Source organism: Sphingobacterium multivorum (assembly GCF_039511225.1).
In the GTDB taxonomy this organism is placed as follows: domain Bacteria; phylum Bacteroidota; class Bacteroidia; order Sphingobacteriales; family Sphingobacteriaceae; genus Sphingobacterium.
Genome location: NZ_CP154261.1, coordinates 5,162,507 through 5,188,630, shown reverse-complemented (window position 1 = coordinate 5,188,630; position 26,124 = coordinate 5,162,507). Strand labels below are relative to the sequence as shown.

Sequence of the window (26,124 nt, the reverse complement as noted above, 5' to 3'; positions counted from 1 at the left end):
AATGAGTGAGTTAAAAATAAATAAAAAACTTTTTCAGGATAGAAAGAGAACAAATATCTTAAGTGAACCCGAACAAAAACTTATTTCGTACCTCGTACCTCGAATTCCAAATTGGATTACCTCGGATGGACTTACGGCAATTGGATTTTTAGGCTCCTTAATGATATTGGGGAGTTTTATCTTGGCTGAATATGTTGATATTCGCTATTTGCTTCTAGGGATCCCTGGTTTCTTTGTGCAGTGGTTTGGTGATTCATTAGATGGTCGTATCGCATTCTACCGCAATAAATCCCGTCGCTGGTACGGTTTCGCGCTGGATATTGTAATGGATTGGATTAGTACGGTTTTTATAGGATTGGGGTATGTGCTGTATACCGTGGGTGATTTTAAGTATCTGGGATTTACATTGGTTGCATTATATGGCTGGGCAATGATCATATCTCAGCTCAGGTATAGAATTACCGATAAGTATACGATAGACGCCGGAATTTTGGGACCTACTGAAATTCGGGTGATTATTTCATTGGTTATGCTATTGGAAGTTTTAATGCCTGGATCGATTAACTGGTGTGTACTGGTAATTTGTATCGCTCTCTTTATAATTAATACAAATGATACACGCCTACTTCTTAAATTAGGCGATGAAAAAGATAAAGCGGATAAACTGAAAAAACAGCAGGAGGAGGTTATTTAACGATGTCTTCAAAAGTTATTACTTTTTTAAAAGCTCAACTTTCCGCCTTTTTAGGCGGATTGTTTGATTTTGGAGTATACTCTGCTTGTTATAAGCTACTTCATATCAGTGCTCCTTTTTCTAATGCGATTAGTGGTAGCCTTGGTGCTGTTGTTAATTTTTTGATCAATCGATACTGGTCCTTTGGTAGCACGCAAAAGTCCGTGGGAAGTCAGTTATGGAAATTTGTGATTGTCGTCTGTGGTAGTATTACATTGAAGTCTACAGGAATTCATTTTCTGGTCGATGTATATCATGTAAACTTTTTGTTTTCGAAACTAGTTGTTGAGTTGCTTGTTTCTTTGGGTTTCAACTATACGCTTCAGCGTTTTTGGGTTTTTAAAGCTGAAGAGAAATCGTAATTTCCTTATTTTTTACGAATCAGCTTTAGCTGTTTTCAGTTCCATTTCTTTTTCTGTTTCTTTCGATTTCTCGTGCTCTTATGTTACCAAGATTTGTTTTGATAGGATGTTAGTCGAGCTGTTGGTTTAGGTTAAAAGAGCTTTTTAACAGCCTATAGTTGCGCTATTCCTGCAAGTTGCTGTTATTGATCGATCTGTAAGGGTAATTCAGCTTTGACGCTAGGTTGCATGACGAGCTGCAATATATTACTCATTGTATAGCTGTCGTGTTTATTTCGCTTTTGTTTACTTCTTCTTTAAACTAGATTTTACCTAGTATTAAGTTAGCTTTTGGTTAGGGTTTGTTTAGCCAGAACCTATACTATACCTAAACTAAACCTAACTAAACCCTAAACTAACCCTAAGTAAACAGGCAGAAAAGTATAGCTGCAAAAGAAGGTATCCCGGAGCCCTGTGTTCTGCCATTGTTCTGGCCTTATCAATAGCCGGCACGCCGTCTTCAATTGGGCAAAAGCAGAGCGAAGAATGCCCTGTGCATCTTTCAGGCCTAACAATGCCACCTTTACTGTTCACGATACCGTTTCGCTATCCCCGGGAAGTGGGAACGCAGCAGGGTTGGCCCGGTTTCCGCGGTACGATCCAATTTCCAGTACCATTCCTTTTTCCCCAGGGAAGCCTGTACCGAAGCCCGGTTCCCGGTATGTACGCAGCACGCCGCGGTTCCCGGCAATGTCCAGGTTAGATCCCGGTTCCTGCCCTATTCTGACCCGGAACCGGCGTTCCCAGCCTTCCGATCACCTGTTTTACAAAAAGAATCTCGCACCCTTACAGGCAGTTAAGGGAAAAATGAAATAAATAAGAACAAAAGGCTTGGAAGTTTGTTAACAATCTCCCTATCTTTGCACCACTCCGCAAGGGAGGGACGGTTACCGCGAAAGCAGGGAGCCATGAAAAAAGAAGGGTTTAAGTGGATTGGGCAGGATTTAAAATCCCGCTGGGTTTATTTTAAACGCGGAAATCTGAAAAAGAGAAAAGAAAAAAAACTTCAGAAAGTTTTTGGAAGTTCAGAAAAGATTTCTACCTTTGCAGTCCCAACGGAAACGAAGGGAAAAACAAAACGATAAAGAGGGGCGCAATGCCTGTCGGAATATAGCGGATACGGAAGTTGAAGCGACAAAAGTTCTTTAAGAAAACACAATCATGTAAGCGTGACGAGTAGACAGACGAAAGTCGAAAGTCATGAACAAATTCAAGTAATTGTTCAATTCGATCCAAGATCAGAGATATAAAAAAAGAATTCTGATTATTATAAATAGTTGGAATCAAAAACTTCATTTTACAATGGAGAGTTTGATCCTGGCTCAGGATGAACGCTAGCGGCAGGCCTAATACATGCAAGTCGGACGGGATCCATCGGAGAGCTTGCTCGAAGATGGTGAGAGTGGCGCACGGGTGCGTAACGCGTGAGCAACCTACCTCTATCAGGGGGATAGCCTCTCGAAAGAGAGATTAACACCGCATAACATCAACAGTTCGCATGTTCGGTTGATTAAATATTTATAGGATAGAGATGGGCTCGCGTGACATTAGCTAGTTGGTAGGGTAACGGCTTACCAAGGCGACGATGTCTAGGGGCTCTGAGAGGAGAATCCCCCACACTGGTACTGAGACACGGACCAGACTCCTACGGGAGGCAGCAGTAAGGAATATTGGTCAATGGGCGGAAGCCTGAACCAGCCATGCCGCGTGCAGGATGACTGCCCTATGGGTTGTAAACTGCTTTTGTCCAGGAATAAACCTAAATACGTGTATTTAGCTGAATGTACTGGAAGAATAAGGATCGGCTAACTCCGTGCCAGCAGCCGCGGTAATACGGAGGATCCGAGCGTTATCCGGATTTATTGGGTTTAAAGGGTGCGTAGGCGGCCTGTTAAGTCAGGGGTGAAATACGGTGGCTCAACCATCGCAGTGCCCTTGATACTGATGGGCTTGAATCCATTTGAAGTGGGCGGAATAAGACAAGTAGCGGTGAAATGCATAGATATGTCTTAGAACTCCGATTGCGAAGGCAGCTCACTAAGCTGGTATTGACGCTGATGCACGAAAGCGTGGGGATCGAACAGGATTAGATACCCTGGTAGTCCACGCCCTAAACGATGATAACTCGATGTTGGCGATAGACAGCCAGCGTCCCAGCGAAAGCGTTAAGTTATCCACCTGGGGAGTACGCCCGCAAGGGTGAAACTCAAAGGAATTGACGGGGGCCCGCACAAGCGGAGGAGCATGTGGTTTAATTCGATGATACGCGAGGAACCTTACCCGGGCTTGAAAGTTAGTGAAGGGTGCAGAGACGCACCCGTCCTTCGGGACACGAAACTAGGTGCTGCATGGCTGTCGTCAGCTCGTGCCGTGAGGTGTTGGGTTAAGTCCCGCAACGAGCGCAACCCCTATGTTTAGTTGCCAGCATGTAATGGTGGGGACTCTAAACAGACTGCCTGTGCAAACAGCGAGGAAGGTGGGGACGACGTCAAGTCATCATGGCCCTTACGTCCGGGGCTACACACGTGCTACAATGGATGGTACAGCGGGCAGCTACATAGCAATATGATGCTAATCTCTAAAAGCCATTCACAGTTCGGATTGGGGTCTGCAACTCGACCCCATGAAGTTGGATTCGCTAGTAATCGCGTATCAGCAATGACGCGGTGAATACGTTCCCGGGCCTTGTACACACCGCCCGTCAAGCCATGAAAGTTGGGGGTACCTAAAGCATGTTACCGCAAGGAGCGTGTTAGGGTAAAACCGATAATTGGGGCTAAGTCGTAACAAGGTAGCCGTACCGGAAGGTGCGGCTGGAATACCTCCTTTCTAGAGTATCGCAGATCGGTGCTCGTCACGTTACATATGATTGCAAAAGAAGAAAAACATCAGAAGAAAGTGCCCGCCCCGAAAGGAGCAGGACCGAGAGAGACAGATGAACAAGATAAGCTAGTCCCGTAGCTCAGTTGGTTAGAGCACTACACTGATAATGTAGGGGTCAGCAGTTCAAATCTGCTCGGGACTACGAAAAAGTAAGGGGAATTAGCTCAGCTGGCTAGAGCACCTGCCTTGCACGCAGGGGGTCAACGGTTCGAATCCGTTATTCTCCACATCTCCGGGAGGGACATCGACAGATGCTCCGAGGAAACAAACCGGAAAAAGAGTTCTTTGACATATTGAAAGAGAAAAAAAATTACAAGAGAAGACAACAGTATAGAGACAATACGTGTATGTGTCTGATGTAGAGAGGAGACCCTCGGTGAATGCCGAACGAATCTCTGCGTAGCATATGAGTATATATATCAAAAGCAGCCGCATAGTAGCAAAAGGCTATGCCGGTGAAGAAAGTAAATAAGGGCACACGGGGGATGCCTAGGCTCTCAGAGGCGAAGAAGGACGTGATAAGCTGCGATAAGCTACGGGGATTGGCAAATGCGAAGTGATCCGTAGATTTCCGAATGGGGCAACCTGACTATTTGAAGAATAGTCGTATAAAACGCGAACGCGCTGAACTGAAACATCTAAGTAGGCGTAGGAGAAGAAAATAACAATGATTTCCCAAGTAGTGGCGAGCGAACGGGAAAGAGCCCAAACCGATCATGTTACGGCATGGTCGGGGTTGTAGGACCACGACATTGTACAGCGCTATGAACTGGAAGCAGGTGGGAAACTGCGCAATAAGGGTGAGAGCCCCGTACAGGTAAAGAATGTTGACATAGTGGTATCCTGAGTACCGCGGGACCGGAGAAATCCTGTGGGAATCCACCAGCACCATCTGGTAAGGCTAAATACTCCTGAGAGACCGATAGTGAACCAGTACCGTGAGGGAAAGGTGAAAAGAACCCCGAACAGGGGAGTGAAAAGAACCTGAAACCGTGTGCTTACAAGCGGTTGGAGCAGGCAGGTCCTGTGACAGCGTGCCTTTTGCATAATGAGCCTACGAGTTACTCTTGTCTGGCAAGGTTAAGTCCTTCAGGGACGCAGCCGAAGCGAAAGCGAGTCTTAATAGGGCGCATAGTCAGATGAGGTAGACGCGAAACCTTGTGATCTACCCTTGGGCAGGTTGAAGTTGCAGTAACATGTAATGGAGGACCGAACCGATAAACGTTGAAAAGTTTCCGGATGACCTGAGGGTAGGGGTGAAAGGCCAATCAAACTGGGAAATAGCTCGTACTCCCGAAATGTTTTTAGGAACAGCGTCGGCGTAGAGTTTGATAGAGGTAGAGCTACCGATTGGGTGCGGGGAGTCAAATCCTACCAAATCCAGACGAACTCCGAATGCTATCAAATATAGCCGGCAGTGAGGCTTTGGGTGCTAAGGTCCAAGGCCGAGAGGGAAAGAACCCAGACCATCAGCTAAGGTCCCCAAATCCGTTCTAAGTTGAACTAACGAGGTCCGGTTGCCCAGACAGCTAGGATGTTGGCTTGGAAGCAGCCATTCATTTAAAGAGTGCGTAACAGCTCACTAGTCGAGCGGCCGGGCGTGGATAATAAACGGGCATCAAGAACGGTACCGAAGCTATGGATTTGCACTGAAAGATGTGCATCTGGTAGGGGAGCATTCCATCGCCGGGGAAGCACAGTGGCAATGCTGTGTGGAGGTTATGGAAAAGCAAATGTAGGCATAAGTAACGATAAGGCGGGTGAGAAACCCGCCCACCGAAAGACCAAGGTTTCCTGATCAACGTTAATCGGATCAGGGTCAGTCGGGACCTAAGGCGCACCCGAAGGGGGCAAGCCGATGGACAACTGGTTAATATTCCAGTACTCTTCATAACTGCGATGTGGTGACGGAGTAGTGACACTGCCGCGAACTGACGGAATAGTTCGTTGAAAGGCGTAGGTATTGGAGTTGTAGGCAAATCCGCAACTCTAGCTGAAACCCAATAGTACAGCAAAGCTCCGGTGGCGCTGATAGAGCAGGTAAACAGACTTCCAAGAAAACCCGCTAAGCTTCAGGTTATGAAGACCCGTACCGCAAACCGACACAGGTGGTCGAGGAGAGAATCCTAAGGTGCTCGAGTGAGTCATGGCTAAGGAACTCGGCAAAATGGCCCTGTAACTTCGGGAGAAGGGGCGCTGTCTCGAAAGAGCAGCCGCAGTGAAAAGGCCCAGGCGACTGTTTAACAAAAACATATGGCTTTGCAAAATCGCAAGATGAAGTATAAGGCCTGACACCTGCCCGGTGCTGGAAGGTTAAGAGGGGATGTCATCGCAAGAGAAGCATTGAATCGAAGCCCCAGTAAACGGCGGCCGTAACTATAACGGTCCTAAGGTAGCGAAATTCCTTGTCGGGTAAGTTCCGACCTGCACGAATGGTGTAACGATCTGGGCGCTGTCTCAGCCATGAGCTCGGTGAAATTGTGGTATCGGTGAAGACGCCGATTACCCGCAACGGGACGGAAAGACCCCATGCACCTTCACTATAGCTTAACATTGAGATTGGGTACAGGATGTGTAGGATAGGCGGGAGATGTTGAAGTGGCTTCGCCAGGAGTCATGGAATCAACCTTGAAATACCGCCCTTTCTGTATTCGGTTTCTAACTCCTTAATGAGGAGGACATTGTTTGGTGGGTAGTTTGACTGGGGTGGTCGCCTCCAAAAAGGTAACGGAGGCTTTCAAAGGTAAGCTCAGTACGCTTGGTAACCGTACGCGGAGTGCAATGGCATAAGCTTGCTTGACTGTGAGACCGACAAGTCGAACAGGGTCGAAAGACGGACATAGTGATCCGGTGGTTCTGTATGGAAGGGCCATCGCTCAAAGGATAAAAGGTACGCTGGGGATAACAGGCTGATCTCCCCCAAGAGCTCATATCGACGGGGAGGTTTGGCACCTCGATGTCGGCTCGTCACATCCTGGGCTGGAGAAGGTCCCAAGGGTTGGGCTGTTCGCCCATTAAAGTGGCACGCGAGCTGGGTTCAGAACGTCGCGAGACAGTTCGGTCCCTATCTGTTGTGGGCGTTGGAAGTTTGAGTGGATCTGACCTTAGTACGAGAGGACCGGGTTGGACAGACCTCTGGTGAACCTGTTATGCCGCCAGGTGTACGGCAGGGTAGCTACGTCTGGAATAGATAAGCGCTGAAAGCATCTAAGTGCGAAACTAGCCACGAGATGAGACTTCCTTATAGGGTCGTAGAAGATGACTACGTTGATAGGCCATAGGTGTAAAGGTTGAGAGACCAAAGCCAAGTGGTACTAATAGCCCGAAGCTTTCTCAAGCAGATAACACTGTTGTCTTCCTCTTTAATTTTTAGAAACAAAACAGAAACGAAACTCTTTCAATAGATATGTCATTTAGATATGAACATAGGGATTATTTCGGACCTTACAGGCTCCTGATACTCTTATCCCTGATCTCAGATCTAAAAAAATATTTAGGTGCCTATATCGGCGGTGTCTACCTCTTCCCATTCCGAACAGAGCAGTCAAGCCCGCCAGAGCCGATGGTATTGCCGTAACAGGTGGGAGAGTAGGTCGGTGCCTTTTTTTACACGGAAGCCCTTGCTGGAAACAGTCAAGGGCTTCTTTCGTTTAGATACATGCCTATCTATTACTGTAAAAATAGTGTTTATCCTTACAACTGATATCTTTTACAATGACACAACAATGGGTGATGTCATAGTGCTTTGTTCCTGAGTAATAATACAATTATGATTTTTATTGAGTAACTTTGCAGCGCAATGGGTACATTATTGGATAACGGAATTAAACCGTATAATCATTACGGGGCTTATTTAAAGCAAAAGTATAACGGACAGAAAGTGTTTAAAGTGATTGTGGATGGTAATTTTACTTGTCCCAATCGTGATGGTAGTAAGGGCTATGGTGGTTGTACGTACTGTAATGTGGATTCTTTTACACCGGATACTGCGCGTAAAATCCCTTCGATACGGGAGCAGGTGGAGTCGGGCATTGAAAGAGCACGTAATAGCTATGGCGCCGAGAAATTTATCATTTATTTCCAGCCAAATACAAATACATATGCGCCGACTCATCTACTGAAAATGATGTATGATGAGGCTTTAAGTATTGACCCCGAAAATACCTTAGGTCTTTCTGTGGGTACACGTCCTGATTGTTTGGATTTTGAAAAGATAGCATTGTTGGAGTCTTATACAGATCGTTACGATGTGGATTTGGAAATGGGTATGGAATCTATTTACAACGATACATTGGAGCAGATCAATAGAGGCTGTTCTCACGACGAATTTGTTCAGGTGATGGACATGCTGAAGGATACTCCGTTGGAGCTTTGTGTGCATACCATCTTTGGCTTCCCATGGGAATCTGAAGAAATGATGTTGAAATATGCAGATGAAATCAACCGCTTCCCACAGATCAAATTTGTGAAGTTGCATCACCTACATATAGTAGAGGGATCTATTATGGGTGTTAAGTTCAAACGTGAGCCCTTTGAACTTTTCTCGATGGAAGGTTATACCGAATTCTTAGCAAAGTTTATTCCTCGATTGCGTCCTGATCTGATCATTCAACGTATTTTCGGGATTGCAGATAAAGAATTGTTAATTGCTCCGAATTGGGGCTTACCGAAATCAGGTATTCAAACATATATCGATAAGGGATTGGAAGCACGTCAGGTTGTGCAGGGAAGTCTTTTTTAGTCGTCCCTAATATTTTATACTCTTTTGATAGATCATTGTATGCTATCGCGTTTAACGAATATATTCCGCGCTATAAAAACAGCAAAGGCTTCTCTAATGAAGCCTTTGCTGTTTACCTACAAAAAATAGGGTAAGATTTCCTCTTTTATTTAGCCCTCAACAATTGTTTTTAAATCGGCTGGAGAGTAATTGATAGATTTTAACGTTTTATTGTCGGCTGTTCTGAATACCAAAAATTTGCCATCAACTTCTTTGTAATAGGATTCTACACCTTTTAATTTATAGTGCTCCTGTGTAGCGATAGCTTCCGCCTCGTCTTTACATGCCTTGCTCATATTGGAACGTTGAACTTCATCAAAAAGAGCTGAAAATTTATCTTTTAAACCAAATTCCAATACCGCTCCAGCGAGTACATATTGAATGTCACATAGCGCATCTGCAATCTCGACCAAATCTTTATCCTGGATGGCCTCTTCTAGTTCTTTTAATTCTTCGGCGATCAAGGATACCCTTAAGGCACATCTTTGTTCAGACGGAATAGTAGGCGTGTCTAGGATTGGATGTTGGAATGTTTTATGGAATTCCGCAACGGATGAAAGTGTTTTCGGATCAGTCATATTCTTTGTTTTATTATTTGAAAGAGCAAATATAAAAAATAAAGGACGGTTAACTGAATGACCGTCCTTTATTTTTATTTATCTGCTTAAGCGATTAAATCAGGTGCTTTAATTGCACGATTTCACGCTCCTCTAAATATCTCCAACGGCCACGTGGAAGGTCTTTTTTCGTTAAGTTTGCATAAACCACACGGTCTAATTTAACAACTTCATATCCTAGTGATTCAAAAATACGACGCACGATGCGATTTTTCCCCGAGTGGATTTGGATACCGACTTCACGTTTTGATCCACCTTGAACATAGCTCAAGTCATCAGGTTTGATTACACCATCTTCTAATTCGATACCAAAGCTGATTTTGTTGAAATCACCTTGTGTAAGGCTTTTGTTTAACTCGACATTATAGATTTTGCTGATGCTGTTGCGCGGGTGTGAAAGTTTTTCAGCAAGGCTACCATCATTTGTCATCAAAAGTAGTCCCGTTGTGTTTCTGTCAAGACGACCAACAGGATAGATTCTTTCTTTTGTCGCTTTAGAAACAAGTTCCATTACGGTATGACGCTCCTGCGGATCATCTGTAGTCGTGATATAATCTTTTGGCTTGTTCAATAAAACATAAACATTTTTTTCACGTTTTAAACGTTCGTTGTTGTAACGGATTTCATCTGTTGCTGGATCTACCTTAGTACCCAATTCCGTAACAGGTTCTCCATTTACCCAAATAACACCAGCAGTGATAAGCTCATCCGCTTTACGTCTTGAACAGATACCAGCATTGGCGATGTAACGGTTTAAACGAACTAAGCCATCATCCTCTGCATCCTCTGCTTTTTTCTTTGGACGTTTAATATATTGTTTATCACCAAAGTTTTTGTTGTCATCAAAATTTCTACTTCTTTCGCCGTCAAACTTTCTGTTAGAAGGTCTTGAAGAGTCATTTCTGTCTGAACGTTTGAAACTGTCTCTTTTATCAAAAGAACGCTCTGATCTATCGAATGATCTTGGGCTGTCATTTCTGTCTGAACGTTTGAAGTTATCTTTTTTATCGAAAGAACGCTCTGAACGGTCAAAAGATCTTGAGGAATCATTTCTATCTGTACGTTTGAAACTATCTCTTTTATCAAAAGAACGCTCTGAACGGTCAAAAGATCTTGCGGAGTCATTTCTGTCTGTACGTTTGAAACTATCTCTTTTATCAAAAGAACGCTCTGAACGGTCAAAGGATCTTGAAGAATCGTTTCTATCGGAACGTTTGAAGTTATCTTTTTTGTCAAAAGATCTTGAAGAATCATTTTTATCAAATGAGCGGCCCCCTCTACCAAATGATTTTTCTGAATTATCTTTTGAACGGAAGGAATTGTTATCTCCTCGGAAGGAAGGTTTGTCTGAGAATTTTTTAGATCCGAATGATCTGTTCTCACGATTATCATCTTTTCTGAAAGAGCCTCTTTCAGATTGGTCATTCGACCCATATGATTTTTTTCCGAAACTATTGTTCTTATCGCCTCTAGATTTGAAACTATCTGAGTTGCCTCGTGACTTTCTGGAGTTGTCATCACGACTGTTCCTTTTATTGCTGAATGGCATTGTGTTTTGCTAAAATGTGAACCACAAAGTTAGGTATAATTTTGGGTTTTGCGAAAAAATCCTTATCTTTTTGTCTTTTCTTGAATTTAGTGCGTTTTTGCGCCCAAAAAAGCCGCTTCAAGTTGTCTAGAATGTAACTATTTGTTTTTTAAATAAATAGTGTTTATCTTTGTACCCTTGAATTTGAACCAAGCTATTTTTTGATCGATTGCAGTCGTGGATAGGATAGCATTAAGGGAGTGAATGATAAGAAAGAAAGTTTTATGTAGTAGTCTGATTTTGTTTGCTTTATTGCTGTCAAAGTTATACTCAACCCCACACAACAATGCTTCAAACGGCGATAAGATCGTTGAACCGAAGCGCGTAGTAGTTCCCGCTCATCATGGGGATGAAGAAGAAAAAAAAGAAAAAAGCAATTCGTTTGAATCGTATATGAATTCATTGACATTTGCCGAAGATTCATTACCGATGGATCGTCCGCTTGTGGAAAGTAAATTGCGTAAATTTTTCAGTCGATTCTCGTTTAAAAAAACAGGATCGTACGATATGCACAAAAAGGCAGAGACCTATTTGCCTATGATTGCAAAGATCCTTAAATCACATGGTATTCCGGAAGATTTCAAGTACATTCCATTGGTGGAAAGTGGCCTTAGTAAAGCTGTTGTTTCATCGAAGGGGGCTGGTGGCTATTGGCAATTTATGCCTGCAACAGCCCGTTTGTATGGATTAAAAGTCAATGGTACGGTAGATGACCGAAAGGATCTTGTTAAATCTACGCATGCTGCAGCGAGATACCTCAAATACCTCTATGGCCAATTTGGTAACTGGACCTTGGTTGCTGCGGCGTATAATGTCGGTGATGGTAGTTTAAGAGGTTCTATAAGAAGACAAAAAAAGGACGACTATTTTGCCTTGAAATTGAATAATGAAACGGGGTCGTATGTGTACAAACTTGTTTCAATGAAGGAAATTATCGAACATCCACAGAAGCATGGCTATTCACGTTATGCCAATAAAGAAAGTGAGACGTTGGATAAGGAACCGAACATGCTGTAAAATGGAGTACTTCACAATAAAAAGGGCTTTCCACTAGTGGAAAGCCCTTTTTATTGTGCGGTCTTCAATCAGACCTGTAGCGTTGCTCTATTTTTACCTCAGATCGACGACGTCGAAACCTTTATAATCATTTTTGTTGAATACGAATAGACTACCGGAAAGCGCCTTATTACCTTCCTGTGAAGTTAATGTATAGGTGTAGCGATTACCACTTTTATCAAATACGGTGGTATCATAGATCAGACTGCTTGCTTTGTTGATGCGCAGCTTGATCTTTGAATAGTTTTTTTTGCTATCAAGTGGACTTAATTCAACAACACTTAAGCTAAGCCCCTTTACCTTTTCTGTATTAGTCAAGGTATATTTAAAACCGGTGGTATAGAAGCTGAATATATTTGTTGGATTGATCTCGTTGGTCGAATTGCTTGCTTCTGAGATTTCAACTTCTTTTTCGGCCTTCATGATATTCCACTGTGTCTTGGAATCCGATATCAATACTTGATTTTTGGTATTGACCTGGTACTTGTTGTTACTCTTGTCCAGGTATATTGTTCCGGCATCAGTATGCGAGCCGCCATTAGCTTGTTTAATGTTTAATGAGAAATTGGCCTGTATTGTTTTGTATGCATTGTACTTTTGGCTTACTTTTGTCAGTAACGCCTTGGCAGCAGCGTCATTTTGTGCATAACTGTTTTGGCTGTATGCCATGATTAGCAGACCTACAATAAACCATACTTGTTTTTTCATCTTAGTTGTCCTTTCTTAACGTCTCCAAAAATTGTTCTAATGAATACTCATCTGGATAAAGCACTTCGCGGGCTTTACTTCCTTCAAATGGACCTACAATTCCTGCAGCTTCCAATTGATCGATGATTCGTCCTGCTCTGTTATAACCCAATTTTAATTTACGTTGGATTAATGACGTAGAGCCTTGCTGATGCATGACAATCAATCGGGCAGCTTCTTCAAACAACTGATCGCGGTCTTTGGGATCAAAATCTACACTACCAGAACCATCTCCGTTTTCGTCTACGTATTCCGGAAGCATAAATGCCGAAGGATAGCCTCGTTGCGCACCGATGTAATCGGAAATTTGTTCAACCTCAGGCGTATCCACAAAAGCACATTGAATACGTATCAAATCACTTCCAGTCGCTAGAAGCATGTCACCTCGACCGATCAACTGATCTGCACCGCCTGTATCTAGAATGGTCCGTGAATCGACTTTCGACAACACACGGAATGCCAGACGTGCAGGGAAGTTGGCCTTTATTGTACCGGTAATGATATTGACGGAAGGACGTTGGGTTGCAATAACCAAGTGAATTCCTACCGCACGGGCTAATTGTGCCAATCGTGCAATCGGTGTTTCGACCTCTTTTCCTGCTGTCATCATCAAGTCGGCAAACTCATCAACAATAAGAACGATATATGGTAAGAATCGATGACCCTCCTCAGGGTTTAATCTGCGATTGATAAATTTTGCATTATATTCCTTTAAATTCCTTACCTGCGCATTTTTTAACAAATCATAACGTTGATCCATTTCTATACACAGGGAATTTAAGGTGTTGATTACCTTCTTCGTATCGGTAATAATGGCATCTCCATCGTCAGGCAATTTTGCGAGGAAGTGGCGTTCAACTTTTTTGAATAGGGAAAGTTCAACCTTCTTAGGGTCAACAAGGACAAATTTTAATTCGGCCGGATGTTTTTTATACAGTAAGGATGTCAGAATCGCGTTGATACCTACTGATTTACCTTGCCCAGTAGCCCCAGCGACCAGAAGGTGAGGCATTTTAGCTAAATCGGCAATATACACTTCGTTGGAAATTGTTTTACCTAAAGCAATTGGGAGATCCATGTCTGTTTTCTGAAACTTCTCCGTAGCAAGTACCGATCGCATAGATACCATTTCGGGACTGGAGTTTGGTACCTCAATACCGATCGTTCCCTTTCCGGGCATAGGCGCAATAATCCGTATACCCAATGCCGCAAGACTTAAGGCAATGTCATCTTCCAGATTTTTGATTTTTGAAATCCGTACACCTGGTTTTGGTATAATTTCATACAAAGTCACTGTTGGACCTATCGTTGCCTTGATACTTTCGATCTCGATGCTATAGTTTCTCAGCGTATCAACAATCCTGTTTTTGTTTGCTTCGAGTTCCTGTTGATTGATGGTAATTTTACCACCACCATAGTCCTTTAATAAATCCAATGCTGGATGTTGGTAGCCAGAAAGATCCAATTTGGGGTCATACTGCCCGAATTGGGCCACTAGGTCACTGGCGGTAATTTCTTTTTCCTCTTTGATATCTTCGACCACCAGACCGGGTACTGCATCAGTTTCAATGGCTGCTTCTGGCTCTTGTTGAGGTTCTGCTTCGATTTTCGGTGCTTGATATTCCCGGATTAGGGGTAAGTCCTCCGCATCAAATTCTTCATTCGGCTGATCAATTGTAAAACTGATTGACGGTGTGCTTTCTGTGCGTTCCATCGGACTGTCATCGAAGGAGAGCACCACTTTGTCTTTCGGATCAATTTGTACCTCAGGTACAGGGTGATGGGTAAAAGCAGGGCGCTGAAGTTCTTCCTGTATGTCTTTTTCACGAGCAGATTGAAATCGCTCATTGATTGATGTTGGCCGTTGAAAAGATTCTCGCACCGACTGGATGGAATCATCTTCAATATGAATTTTGTTTCTTAGATTGTGTGGCGCATATTCATCTACATCCTCTTCCTCCATATCTTCGGAGAATGACTTGGATTTTCTATTACTGAACAGGACAAATTTAAAATCGAGGTTGTAAAGTAAGATTAATGTTGTCAGGTAGGCAAAAGCCAGGATACAGCCGACGCCGACAATGCCAACTTGTGCTTCTAGTAATTTATTGGTCCAAAAGCCAAATTTGCCCTCGAGCATATGCGGTGTATTAGCCATAAATCCGTGCAGGAAGCCTAACGTCACCGAGATAAAAACGATAGCAACAAAAGAATAGACTACAGTACGGTACAATGGAAGCAATGATTTCTTGAACAACAAGCGATATCCTAATATGAATAATACGGGGATAAAAAGAAAAGATGCGACGCCAAACCATTCGTACATGAATTGATTGGCAAGCAATGCGCCAAATTTCCCTAGTTTATTGTCGACAACGGGTAGATCAACAGCTTCATCATGAATTTCTTCTGCAGATCGAAATAATGTCGACCATCCACCATTTGTTTTTGCAATATAACTTTGATCGTCTTCCCACGTGAATAAGTAGGAGACGAAAGCTGTTGCAAATGCCAATGAAAGTAAGATCAATAAAATCCCTAATATCTTGACAGCTTTTTGCTGTGCATCAGAATAATCTCTTGGTACACTGTTTTTTTGACTTTTTTCTTTTTTAAATGTTGTCGATTCCTTTTGGGGGGCACGTTTGCCGGAAACTGAATTCCCTGTCTGCCTAAATGTATTTCCTTTATTTGACATTGAAAAGCTCACAATTATACTGCTTACAAACTTAGTTATTTTGATAGTATTTTAAAGATGCTGATAGCCTATTATTTTAAGTTTGTCGTTTTTTATGAATGAATAAATTTAGATGTAGCTAAAAAGCTTGATAGGTATAATGACTAGCAAATACTATGCCCTGCAAATAGGTTTGATCAAAGAATGTAGATATCTGTAGAGATTGCTGCTGTTTTGGGATATTCGTTGGAGTTGCTGTAAAATATGTAGTTTTATAAATAAAAATAACAGATAGGATGAACAAGTTTGAAATACGAAAAGCGACATTAGCTGATAAAGGACGGATTTGGGAAATTATACAACAAGCAATTGCCCTCAGGAAAGAACAAGGTAGCCGACAATGGCAAGATGGTTATCCGAATGAAGATGTGGTGCAGTCGGATATTGATAAGGGCTATGGGCATGTCGTTGAAGTTGAACGTAGGACTGTAGGTTACGTTGCTATTATTTTTGATGTCGAACCTGCGTATAATGATATTGAAGGAAAATGGTTAAGTGATGGTCCTTATGTGGGTATACACCGACTGGCCTCGGCGCAGGATCCACATATAAAAGGTGTGGGGACGGCTATTATGTCCGGAGTGGAGGAGATCGCCGTTGACCACGGCGTTTATAGTATCAAGGTGGATACTAATTTTGACAATGGAGGTATGTTGCATGTGTTTGAAAAGTTGGGGTACCACTATTGTGGGGAGGTACATTTTAGAGGCGCATCACGTAAGGCATTTGAAAAACTATTAAAATAACCGAACCGATTTCTTCAACGGAGGAAGAAGAGCTTTGGATAAACATAAAAAAGTCCCTTTTGATTTGTTCAAAAGGGACTTTTTTATGTTTATGGATTAATTAAATCTGAATACTGCTGATTATTAATCTGCGATAATCAAGTAGTAATTCTTTTTACCGCGTTGTGCAACAATGTATTTATTGTTTACAAGGTGATTTTCCGTAATTGACTCTTCAATATCAGTTGCTTTTTCTCGATTGATAGAAACGCCACCGCCCTGAAGCATTTTGCGGGCTTCCCCTTTGGAAGGGAATACCTGTGTCTGAACAGCTAGTAAATCAAGAATATTGATGCCTGCTTCGAGGTCCGCTTTAGCGACCTGAAACTGAGGAATGCCTTCAAATACCTCTAGAACAGCCTCGTGATCTAAGTTGTTCAAGAATTCTAAAGAGCCATTTCCAAAAAGAAATTCAGAAGTTTTGATCGCAGTTTCATAGGCTTCTTCGGAGTGGGTACGAATGGTGATATCTTTTGCCAATGCCTTTTGAACTAAACGTAAGTGTGGCGCTGCATCATGTTCTGCAATAATGGACTCTATTTCGTTCTGAGGTTTGAGTGTAAAAATTTTGATCCAGTTTTTGGCATCATCATCTGATGTATTCAACCAAAATTGGTAATATTTATACGGAGAGGTTTTCTTTGGATCTAACCATACGGCACCAGATTCGGTCTTGCCAAACTTCTGACCATCGGCTTTTTTGATTAATTGTGTGGTGATGGCATAGGCTGTTCCCTGATCTTGGCGACGAATCATTTCGCTTCCTGTTACAATATTACCCCATTGATCGGAGCCACCCATTTGAACTTTACAGTTGTGGTGCTTCCAAAGGTAGTAGAAGTCATAACCTTGAATCAATTGATAGGTAAACTCTGTAAATGAAAGACCGTTGTCGCCTTCCAGACGTTTTTTTACAGAATCTTTTGCCATCATATAGTTAACGGTAATCATTTTACCGATATCACGAATAAAATCCAGAAATTTAAAGTCTTTGAACCAGTCGTAATTATTAACCATTTGGGCATCATTTTCACCTTCTCCAAACTCAAGAAATTTGCCTAACTGTTTTTTCAGACAAGCTACATTATGCTGTAGCGTAGCTTCGTCCAACAAGTTACGCTCTGCAGATTTGAAAGAAGGGTCTCCGATCATTCCTGTCGCTCCGCCAACCAGAGCAACTGGTTTGTGGCCCGCATTTTGGAAATGGATCAACGTCATGATTTGCGTCAAGTGTCCTACGTGTAGAGAGTCGCCTGTGGGATCAAAGCCGATATAACCAGCGACTTTTTCTTTATTCAGTAAGTCCTCAGTGCCTGGCATAATATCTTGCAACATGCCTCTCCAACGTAATTCTTCTACAAAGCTCATTGTTAAATGGATTTAATTTTTTAATTTACAAGATGCAAAGATAGGAGATTAAGCGTATATTGAGCGAATAATTTCCTATAAAAGCACACGCTAATAAGCTGGTATGAATTTTTTATCACATTTCTATTTTGAGCGGTTTGCAACCAATCCCGAACGTATGGTGGGTGGATTGTTACCCGATCTATTAAAAAATGCGGATAAATCCTTTATGCTAAAACCGCGTCAGTATGAAGATGAGCTCTTGGACAATCCCTTACTGGAGCAATTGTATATAGGTTGGAATCGTCATATCGAGGTCGATCGCCTGTTTCACAATTCACCTTACTTTTTTCATCATACACATCAACTAAAACTAAAAATCCAGTCTAGTTTAGCTGGACTCCCCATACGACCGTCTTTTATGGCTCATATTGCGTTGGAGCTATTGCTGGATCATATCCTAACACAAAATAAAGCGGTCTCCATCGATAAATTCTATGCTGCGCTAATGCATGTCAATGATGATGCTGTTCGGAAGTTTTTGAAAATTAATCAACTGAATGATATTCCTAAGTTTGAAAAGTTCTATCATCAATTTATTGAGTGGAAGTATATTTATGACTATGCACAGGTGGAAAAAATTGCGGGCGCCCTTTTCAATATTTGTAAGCGATTGTGGCAATTTGAAGTTTCGGCGGAGCAAAGACAGCTTTTGACAGAACAGCTGATATCCTATTTACATACGCAGATGACCGATTATCAGGAAATTTACCAGTATATTCACTATGAGCTGGTGGACTTTAATTAGTCCAACAGAAAATACCAATAGTATAAGACCTTGAAAATATTTATTTTCGCATAATTTTAAGTATCAAAAACTAAATTTACATGTCACATAGACTTTTTCGGAAGAAAAGTGTTGATCAGATTCTGCATGACACCCAAAAAGAGGGGGGGACAGGCCTTGCAAAGGTATTGGGGGTAACAGATCTGGTTTCGTTGGGTATCGCCGCTATTGTAGGGGCTGGAATCTTCAGCACAATTGGATTGGCGAGTTATGAAGGTGGGCCAGCGGTATCACTTCTCTTCGTTTTTACGGCTTTTGCCTGTGTTTTTACGGCATTGGCCTATGCTCAATTTGCCAGTACAGTTCCTGTTTCGGGCTCAGCATATACATACGCTTATGTGGCCTTTGGCGAGTTGTTTGCATGGATTATAGGTTGGGCATTGGTCTTGGAGTATGCTGTTTCCAATACGGTTATTGCTATTTCCTGGTCACAGTATTTTGTCTCTATGCTGGAAGGTTTTGGACTTCACATACCGGCTTGGTTGTCCATGGCACCAGGCTATGCGTATGATGCTGTAGAGAAGATGAACCAACATGGTGCGGCGGCCTTGACCGCAATCGACCAGCATGGTCTGGATGCTTTTAATAGTGCACCGCGAATAGGGGGAATGCCTATTATTTTCGATTTACCAGCAGGAATTATTACATTTTTGGTTACTTGGTTGGTCTATATCGGAATCAAAGAGTCGCAGAAAGCGAGTATGATCATGGTTATGATCAAGGTAGCGATTATCTTGGCCGTAATTTTTGGGGGTATCTTTTTCGTCAAACCTGAAAATTGGACACCTTTTGCGCCGAACGGCCTCAAAGGTGTACTTGGGAGTGTGGCCGCGGTTTTCTTTGCATTTATCGGATTCGATTCGATCTCCACAACTGCCGAAGAGTGTAAAAACCCACAGCGCGATCTGCCTAAGGCCATGATTTATTGTCTATTGATTTGTACAGTGTTGTATGTCGCTATTACCTTGGTCTTGACGGGTATGGTTAATTACACCGAATTAAATGTGAAGGATCCGCTTGCTTTCGTGTTTAAATATGTGGGCTTTGACCATATGGCCGGAATTATATCGGTGACCTCTGTGATTGCCATCACCAGTGCCTTGCTGGTGTATCAATTGGCGCAACCAAGAATCTGGATGACGATGAGTCGGGATGGTTTGTTGTGGAAAAAATTTGCGACCATCCACCCAAAATATAAAACACCTTCATTTGCGACTATTGTAACGGGTTTGGTGGTTGCTATCCCTTCGTTATTTTTTAAAATGGATTTCTTTGTGGATCTAACGAGCGTCGGTACCTTTTTTGCCTTCATCCTTGTGTGTGCTGGTGTATTGTATATGGATTATTCGGGCTTATCGGCAAAATCCAAATTTAAAGTTCCTTACATCAACGGTAAGTATTTGGTTGGTGCAGGGCTACTGATTGCTATTGTGTTTATTTTTAGCTATGCGCAGGAGACGGTAGAGGAGTGGAAATCGCTTACCATCCTTGAAATTCTAGAACATAAAATGTTGGTCATTATATTTTGGTTAACGTGGCTTGGATTGGGTATTTATAGCTTTAAAATGAACTTTTCTCTATTGCCTGTCGTTGGTATCCTGATCAATCTGTATTTAATGACTGAACTGGGGGCAAGTAACTGGATAATATTTGTGATCTGGCTTGTGATTGGATTGGCTGTATATTTTATGTATGGCTATAAGCATTCGAAATTAAATAAACAGCCACAAGTATAGTTAGGAGAGATCTTGTACAATAATGGATCAAAGAAAAGGAGCTATCTGATAAAAGATAGCTCCTTTTCTTTGAATATCATGACGTCTTAGAATCTCCACAAAAGGATTCGGCTTACCTTATTGCCTTGTTCCATGCGGATCACTTCGCTCTCTTTTACGTCTATTTTCTTTAGTTTGTGCTGTAGAAAGCGAATGTCTTCACGGTGGGCAACTAATGTTGTGAACCATTTTACTTGATCTTTGTGAAATTGGCTTTCAAAGATCATGCGTGACAAGAACGCTTTTTCACCACCATCACACCACAACTCGCTTCCTTGTCCAGAAAATGCCTGTGTGACAGGTTTTTCGTTTATTTTAGCGTCTTTAATACCTGTGGTCTTACGGATAGATTGCTGTAGAGCCTCGGTTTGAGAGCTAAAAAATGGGGGATTACAGATCACCACATCATATTTCTCACCTGGAAGAATAATATCTTTGAATATGGCTTTCGGGTTATTTTGAAGACGGATTTGTATGCTCTTTTTTAAGCTCATATTTGTCCGTGTGATCTCGATCGCATTTTTGTATGCGCTCTTGATAATTTCAGATCCGACAAAGCTCCATCCATACTCCTGATGTCCTATGATGGGGTAGATACAATTTGCACCAACACCGATGTCGAGGACATGTATATTTCCGCCTTTTGGAATTTCACCATTATTGTCCCTTGCAAGAACGTCTGCGATATAATGAATATAATCTGCCCGGCCCGGAATAGGGGGGCAAAGATTCTCTTTGGGGATATCCCAGTGTTGAATGTGGTAATATTTTTTTAGAAGTGCCTTGTTTAACGTTTTAACAGCATCGGGATTGTTAAAATCGATCGATTTTACTTTATATGCATTTTCTATAACAAAATCTTTGAGCGAAGGTTCCACTTTGCTCAATTCTTCAAAATTGTAGTTATCGAGATGTCTATTTCTAGGATGTAATTTCTTTTTTGGATTAGCGTCTGCCATGATGTATTATTTGCAACAAAAGTAATGCAATTCTATTGAATAAAAAAGGTGATGCCTGAGCATCACCTTGAGGAGTCTTAATCTTTCCGTATGAGATGGACCTCTGAAGTCTGTGGAAAATTGAGCGGAACCCGTTCAATTGTAACAAAGCTGGAATCTAAACCGAAACCTTTTTCTTCGGACAAACTCATTTTTTTGAGGTAACCATAGATGTCCATAATTACTTTTTCTATCCATGTCATCTGATTGGTTTTGGAGAGTACTTTTTCCAAAACAACAAACTTAAAGTCACCGGGAATATTGTGTTTACGTAGGGTGTCGTATTGACTGGTGATGTCAATTTCACCTTTTTTCACCATTTCCTCAACTACTTTTCTGAATAGTAGACTGATGCGCTGTTCCTCTCTAAAGCCAAGTTTAAAATCAACCCGTATTAATTTACCTGGGATAAGCTGATCGATTGAATATTCTTTTGTATGTGGATGATCCATCACATCAACGTGGACCAGCCAATATACATCCGCACGCTTTGGCTTTTTATTAATAATTGAATAAATAATTTTAGCCTCTATCTCGGATTTGAAATTTGCACTTGTCAGATAAACCAAATGTGATGCATAAGGGGGGACCGATTTGTCCTCACTCAATTCGGAGATAATAGGGTAGTATTTATTGATGTTAATGAAGTTAACAAAACGATTTTTAATTTTTCGCGCCGTGTACCAGCAATACATTGTTATATATAGCGCAGTTGCAAGCAGAAGGGTCAGCCAACCACCATGGGCTATTTTGACACCATTTCCTATTAAGAAAGTTAGTTCAATAACAAAATAAGCAATCAAAAATACCGCAATTAGTACACGGTTGACTTTTTTCATGGCGAGGAAGTATCCCATCAAGATCGTGGTCATCAATACCGTTAAATTGATCGCAAGACCATAGGCTGCATCCATTCGACTTGATTCTTCAAAAACCCAGATGACAATCATACAACCGACCCATAAAATTAAATTGATGGATGGTACATACAACTGTCCCTTATGTTCACTGGGGTAACGGATAGCCACTTTAGGCCATATATTTAACCGTACTGCTTCCGAAATTAGGGTATAAGATCCGGATATCATGGCTTGACTGGCGATGACCGCTGCAATCGTCGCAATGGCGATACCGTAACCGATAAACCAATCGGGCATGATGGAGTAGAACGGATTTTCACCTCCAAGGACACGTCCTTCCTGTGTCAATAACCAAGCTCCTTGTCCGAAATAATTTAGTATAAGTGTGATTTTTACGTAGATCCAGCTGATGCGGATATTGTTTTTACCACAGTGTCCCATATCCGAATACAATGCTTCGGCACCTGTAGTACACAAGAATACAGCACCGATCAGTAATAGTGAATGGGGGTAGGTAATCAAAATATGGAAAGCATAATAGGGGTTTATTGCTTTCATTACTTCTGGTGCAAGGTGAAGATGAGATAAACCGATTACACCAATGATTGTAAACCAGATGGTCATCAATGGGCCAAAAACCTTTCCTACTACAGATGTTCCAAATCGTTGAATAATAAACAATAGCGAGATAATCGTAACTACGATAGGTACTGTAGGTAATCCTGGGAATTTGAGATCCAAACCTTCAATAGCCGAGGATATTGTGATGGCAGGGGTGATCATTCCGTCTGCTAATAAGGTCGCTGCACCGATCATCGCCGGGAAAATTAACCAAGGAGCACGCTTGCGTACCAAGGAATAAAGGGATAGGATACCGCCTTCACCTTTATTGTCCGCCCGGAGTGTAATCCAAACATACTTTACTGTTGTCTGAAGGGTCAGTGTCCAAAAAACACAGGATAGTCCGCCCAAGACTAAGTCTTTTTGAATGGCTCCTTGTCCCATGATTGCTTTGAAAACATACAATGGAGAAGTTCCGATATCTCCAAAAACGATTCCTAAACTGATCAATAATCCGGCGAAACTCACCTTATTGATACTGTTGTGATGACTGTTGTCTGCCATTTATCAATTATTTTATTTCAAAATATACTGCAAAAATATACTTTTTGCCTGTACTTTAAGTAGGTACATTTCCTGCGCCAAATTTTAGCATTTACTTTGACATGCGCAAGAGCTGTTAAAATTTGTTAAAAGAAACTTAGAATGAATCTATTTGCTGAAAAACTTTTAAACAAAATACTAACTTTGTTGTTGATAATTCAAATAGTTAGCGTTATATTTGATTAAACCGTAACCAGTATTTGAAGTCTAATTTAACACTATGGGGAGAAATCTACTTAAAGCAGCTTGTTTAACACTTATATCCGCACTACCATGGTGCAACGGAGTGGCTCGGGTGTATGCAAAGTCTCCTTATGACCATACTATTTCGCAACATATTTGGAACGGCGGTGAGGCATTCGGAGAAGATAATAACATCAAGGAGACAGAGAAACTTATCAATAATGTAAAGGTTTTCTACAATCCGATTGCGGAACAGATAAATCTTTCTTTTAAATTGGCAAAATCGTCGAGTGTGTCTATCAAAGTAATGGATGCATTGGGCAATGAGATTCTCCAATTAATGAATGGTAATCTAGATTCAGGAATTCAAAACCTTTCCTTTGAGCATGGCGGAAAATTAACGACAGGGTTTTATTTTGTACGGGTAGTTGCTGGTTCTGAAACTGTGGTGAAAAGATTTTCTGTTCGATAAGAATGTAACATATTATGATAAAAAGGTAACTTGTAAGGTAAGTTTACACATATACATAAAACAGCAAAGGGAATCATTTGATTCCCTTTGCTGTTTTATGTATGGCTTGATCTGTTAATTTTAGTCTTGTTGTATTTCTTCGATCCACAGACCATCATCTTGAATGATCTTGATCAATTCATCTAAGGCATGGGCTGAACTCACATTTTTCTTAACCACCTGCTGACCTCTATATAATGTCACTTTATCAGGGCCCGCTCCAACATAACCATAGTCTGCATCTGCCATTTCTCCAGGGCCATTAACAATACAGCCCATGATTCCAATTTTTAAGCCTTTTAAGTGATTGGTACGGCTTCGGATCATCTGCGTGGTTTCTTGGAGATCAAATAAGGTTCTGCCACAGCTTGGACAGGAAATATATTCTGTCTTGGATATTCTGGATCGTGTCGCCTGTAAAATTCCGAACGAAAGTGAGGCGATATTTTCCAATGCCGTTGCCGGAGAGTCAATCCAGATTCCTGAACCTAAACCATCGATTAATAATGCGCCTAGATCTGTAGAAGCATACAGCTGTATTTTTGATATCGGTTCCTCGGGATTCATAAAATCACCAATGGGCCCTGAGAAATCTTCCGCTAAATAAGAACGCTTGATAATGACAGGATTGTCGATGCCGATTTCCTGCAGATTTCGAAAAAACTGTCTTTGATCTGCCATACCGTGCAAGTAATTGGTTTCTAGTATAAATACGACAGTTTTGTCTAGCTGTAAGGATTCAAACAATGGGGTTAATAGGTCCGAATTAGAGATTTTGACCATATTCAGGACTTTATCCCTATTGTCTGTATCTGACTTGACGAATTCCTCTAAGGTAAAGAGGGGATGAATATTGGTTTGATCGGTAAGTTTTGACCAAGTATTATAGTTATATACTTGCTTCAGATTTGCCGGCATCGTAAAGGATGGTAAACTGTCTGCGAGATAAACAAAGTCTACAGACTGCTCACCCATGTGGTATTTATCTAATAGAATATCATAGCGATAACCTACTTTGGTAAGGATCTGAGCGTCTTTCAGATTTTCCTTAGAAATGTCGACCACAATCCTTGGGACCAAAGAGCCACCGATGAAAGTATTTACTTCTTGGCTGGCATAAGGAATATGAGGTGTCTCCGGAGAGAGCTGAACAATCTCTTGTTTGGGCTGACTCGCGATGTTTGCCTTTCTTTTGCTATATCTATTGACAAGTGCTATAGCAACTGGAGCTTCCCGTTCAGGCTCTTCGGTTAACGATACACGTACCGTATCGCCCAGTCCATCTTCCAAAAGCGTTCCGATACCAACGGCAGATTTTACACGACCATCTTCACCGTCTCCAGCTTCAGTTACGCCGAGATGTAGGGGATAATTCATGTTTTCGGAAACCATTTTTTCGACCAGCAATCGATAGGCTTTAACCATGACCTGCGGATTGGACGATTTCATGGAGATACAGAGATTGTAGAAACTCAGATCTTCACACATCCGGATAAACTCCATGGCAGATTCGACCATCCCTTCCGGGGTGTCACCATAATGACTCATGATCCTATCCGAAAGCGAGCCGTGGTTGGTACCAATACGCATGGCGGTACCATTTTCCTTACAGATATTTACGAGCGGAGTGAATTTTTGATAGATGCGATCTAACTCGCGCTTGTATTCAGCATCGGTATAAGATAGCTGATCAAATTTCTTCTTGTCTGCATAGTTACCGGGATTGACCCTTACTTTCTCGACGATACGCGCAGCGACCTCGGCAGCATTTGGTGTAAAATGAATATCAGCGACTAAAGGGACCTTATAGCCTCTTCTGCGAAGTTCATTTTTTATGTTAGCTAAATTTTGTGCTTCTTTAATACTTGGAGCGGTAATACGAACGTATTCGCAGCCCGCCTCTACCATTCGAATGGTCTGCTCAACTGAGCCCATCGTATTCATTGTATCTACCGTAGTCATACTTTGAATACGAATGGGATTATCGCCACCCATGGGAATATCACCGATCTGAATTTCCCTTGTTTTCCATCTCGAATAATCTACCTTGGAATTGCAATAGATTCCAGGTAATGTCAACATATTACTTGTGTCCATATCTAACACAAAGTT

17 protein-coding genes, 2 tRNA genes and 3 rRNA genes are annotated in these 26,124 nt (G+C 41.8%); 14 read left to right on the top strand and 8 right to left on the bottom strand.

What is annotated here, in order from left to right; all coding sequences use genetic code 11:
* Position 1 precedes the first annotated feature (1 nt).
* The 9 genes from AAH582_RS21755 to AAH582_RS21715 all read left to right on the top strand — a co-directional run bounded on the left by AAH582_RS21755 (position 2) and on the right by AAH582_RS21715 (position 8,758).
* Positions 2–694: a CDP-alcohol phosphatidyltransferase family protein gene (locus AAH582_RS21755; RefSeq protein WP_046672727.1), complete on the top strand. Its 693-nt coding sequence runs from the start codon at positions 2–4 to the stop codon at positions 692–694.
* Positions 695–696: 2 nt separating this feature from the next.
* The gene (locus tag AAH582_RS21750) at positions 697–1,095 is read left to right on the top strand and encodes a GtrA family protein (protein WP_046672726.1); all 399 of its coding nucleotides are present in this window, start codon (positions 697–699) and stop codon (positions 1,093–1,095) included.
* Positions 1,096–2,042: 947 nt separating this feature from the next.
* The gene (locus AAH582_RS21745) at positions 2,043–2,219 is read left to right on the top strand and encodes a hypothetical protein (protein WP_343320548.1); all 177 of its coding nucleotides are present in this window, start codon (positions 2,043–2,045) and stop codon (positions 2,217–2,219) included.
* Between the two features lie 214 nt (positions 2,220–2,433).
* Positions 2,434–3,963 (top strand): 16S ribosomal RNA (locus AAH582_RS21740).
* 122 nt (positions 3,964–4,085) lie between these two features.
* A tRNA-Ile gene (locus AAH582_RS21735) sits at positions 4,086–4,159 on the top strand.
* 11 nt (positions 4,160–4,170) lie between these two features.
* Positions 4,171–4,244: transfer RNA gene (locus AAH582_RS21730), tRNA-Ala, on the top strand.
* Positions 4,245–4,475: 231 nt separating this feature from the next.
* Positions 4,476–7,354, top strand: a 23S ribosomal RNA gene (locus AAH582_RS21725).
* A gap of 156 nt (positions 7,355–7,510) precedes the next feature.
* Positions 7,511–7,622 (top strand): 5S ribosomal RNA (gene rrf / locus AAH582_RS21720).
* The 16S, 23S and 5S rRNA genes sit together here with 2 tRNA genes alongside, the layout of an rRNA operon.
* 194 nt (positions 7,623–7,816) lie before the next feature.
* Positions 7,817–8,758 carry a TIGR01212 family radical SAM protein gene (locus tag AAH582_RS21715; RefSeq protein WP_046671592.1) on the top strand — a complete coding sequence of 314 codons (942 nt, stop codon included), beginning with the start codon at positions 7,817–7,819 and terminating at the stop codon, positions 8,756–8,758.
* A gap of 149 nt (positions 8,759–8,907) precedes the next feature.
* Here AAH582_RS21715 and AAH582_RS21710 read toward each other — a convergent pair whose 3' ends face one another.
* Positions 8,908–9,375 carry a nucleoside triphosphate pyrophosphohydrolase family protein gene (locus AAH582_RS21710; RefSeq protein ID WP_046671593.1) on the bottom strand — a complete coding sequence of 156 codons (468 nt, stop codon included), beginning with the start codon at positions 9,373–9,375 and terminating at the stop codon, positions 8,908–8,910.
* 94 nt (positions 9,376–9,469) lie between these two features.
* Entirely contained in the window at positions 9,470–10,963 is a 1,494-nt protein-coding gene (locus AAH582_RS21705; RefSeq protein ID WP_343320544.1) for a pseudouridine synthase, read from the bottom strand.
* A 243-nt stretch (positions 10,964–11,206) separates the two neighbouring features.
* On the opposite strand from AAH582_RS21705, the gene AAH582_RS21700 reads away from it, so the two are divergent.
* Positions 11,207–12,019 carry a lytic transglycosylase domain-containing protein gene (locus AAH582_RS21700; RefSeq protein ID WP_343320542.1) on the top strand — a complete coding sequence of 271 codons (813 nt, stop codon included), beginning with the start codon at positions 11,207–11,209 and terminating at the stop codon, positions 12,017–12,019.
* A 93-nt stretch (positions 12,020–12,112) separates the two neighbouring features.
* On the opposite strand, the gene AAH582_RS21695 is transcribed toward AAH582_RS21700, so the two are convergent.
* Positions 12,113–12,766 carry a LolA family protein gene (locus AAH582_RS21695; protein ID WP_046671596.1) on the bottom strand — a complete coding sequence of 218 codons (654 nt, stop codon included), beginning with the start codon at positions 12,764–12,766 and terminating at the stop codon, positions 12,113–12,115.
* Position 12,767: 1 nt separating this feature from the next.
* Complete coding sequence (locus AAH582_RS21690) at positions 12,768–15,503, bottom strand: FtsK/SpoIIIE family DNA translocase (protein ID WP_343320539.1); 2,736 nt, start codon at positions 15,501–15,503, stop codon at positions 12,768–12,770.
* Positions 15,504–15,778: 275 nt separating this feature from the next.
* On the opposite strand from AAH582_RS21690, the gene AAH582_RS21685 reads away from it, so the two are divergent.
* The gene (locus AAH582_RS21685) at positions 15,779–16,288 is read left to right on the top strand and encodes a GNAT family N-acetyltransferase (RefSeq protein ID WP_343320537.1); all 510 of its coding nucleotides are present in this window, start codon (positions 15,779–15,781) and stop codon (positions 16,286–16,288) included.
* 123 nt (positions 16,289–16,411) lie between these two features.
* Here the strand turns inward: AAH582_RS21685 and tyrS are convergent, their stop codons facing one another.
* Positions 16,412–17,695: a tyrosine--tRNA ligase gene (gene tyrS / locus AAH582_RS21680; protein ID WP_046671943.1), complete on the bottom strand. Its 1,284-nt coding sequence runs from the start codon at positions 17,693–17,695 to the stop codon at positions 16,412–16,414.
* Between the two features lie 103 nt (positions 17,696–17,798).
* Between tyrS and AAH582_RS21675 the strand changes: the two genes are divergently transcribed.
* Together AAH582_RS21675 and AAH582_RS21670 are read left to right on the top strand one after the other, a co-directional pair.
* On the top strand, positions 17,799–18,482 hold the full coding sequence (locus tag AAH582_RS21675) for an ACP phosphodiesterase (RefSeq protein WP_046671944.1): 684 nt from the start codon (positions 17,799–17,801) through the stop codon (positions 18,480–18,482).
* A gap of 80 nt (positions 18,483–18,562) precedes the next feature.
* Positions 18,563–20,257: an amino acid permease gene (locus AAH582_RS21670; protein ID WP_046671945.1), complete on the top strand. Its 1,695-nt coding sequence runs from the start codon at positions 18,563–18,565 to the stop codon at positions 20,255–20,257.
* A gap of 86 nt (positions 20,258–20,343) precedes the next feature.
* Here AAH582_RS21670 and rlmF read toward each other — a convergent pair whose 3' ends face one another.
* Together rlmF and AAH582_RS21660 are read right to left on the bottom strand one after the other, a co-directional pair.
* Complete coding sequence (rlmF, locus tag AAH582_RS21665; RefSeq protein WP_046671946.1) at positions 20,344–21,255, bottom strand: 23S rRNA (adenine(1618)-N(6))-methyltransferase RlmF; 912 nt, start codon at positions 21,253–21,255, stop codon at positions 20,344–20,346.
* 77 nt (positions 21,256–21,332) lie between these two features.
* Complete coding sequence (locus tag AAH582_RS21660) at positions 21,333–23,279, bottom strand: KUP/HAK/KT family potassium transporter (protein WP_046671947.1); 1,947 nt, start codon at positions 23,277–23,279, stop codon at positions 21,333–21,335.
* 259 nt (positions 23,280–23,538) lie between these two features.
* Here AAH582_RS21660 and AAH582_RS21655 point away from each other — a divergent pair, with 259 nt between their 5' ends.
* Complete coding sequence (locus tag AAH582_RS21655) at positions 23,539–23,973, top strand: T9SS type A sorting domain-containing protein (protein ID WP_343320532.1); 435 nt, start codon at positions 23,539–23,541, stop codon at positions 23,971–23,973.
* 120 nt (positions 23,974–24,093) lie between these two features.
* Here AAH582_RS21655 and ispG read toward each other — a convergent pair whose 3' ends face one another.
* Positions 24,094–26,109: a (E)-4-hydroxy-3-methylbut-2-enyl-diphosphate synthase gene (gene ispG / locus AAH582_RS21650; RefSeq protein WP_343320530.1), complete on the bottom strand. Its 2,016-nt coding sequence runs from the start codon at positions 26,107–26,109 to the stop codon at positions 24,094–24,096.
* Positions 26,110–26,124: the final 15 nt, after the last annotated feature.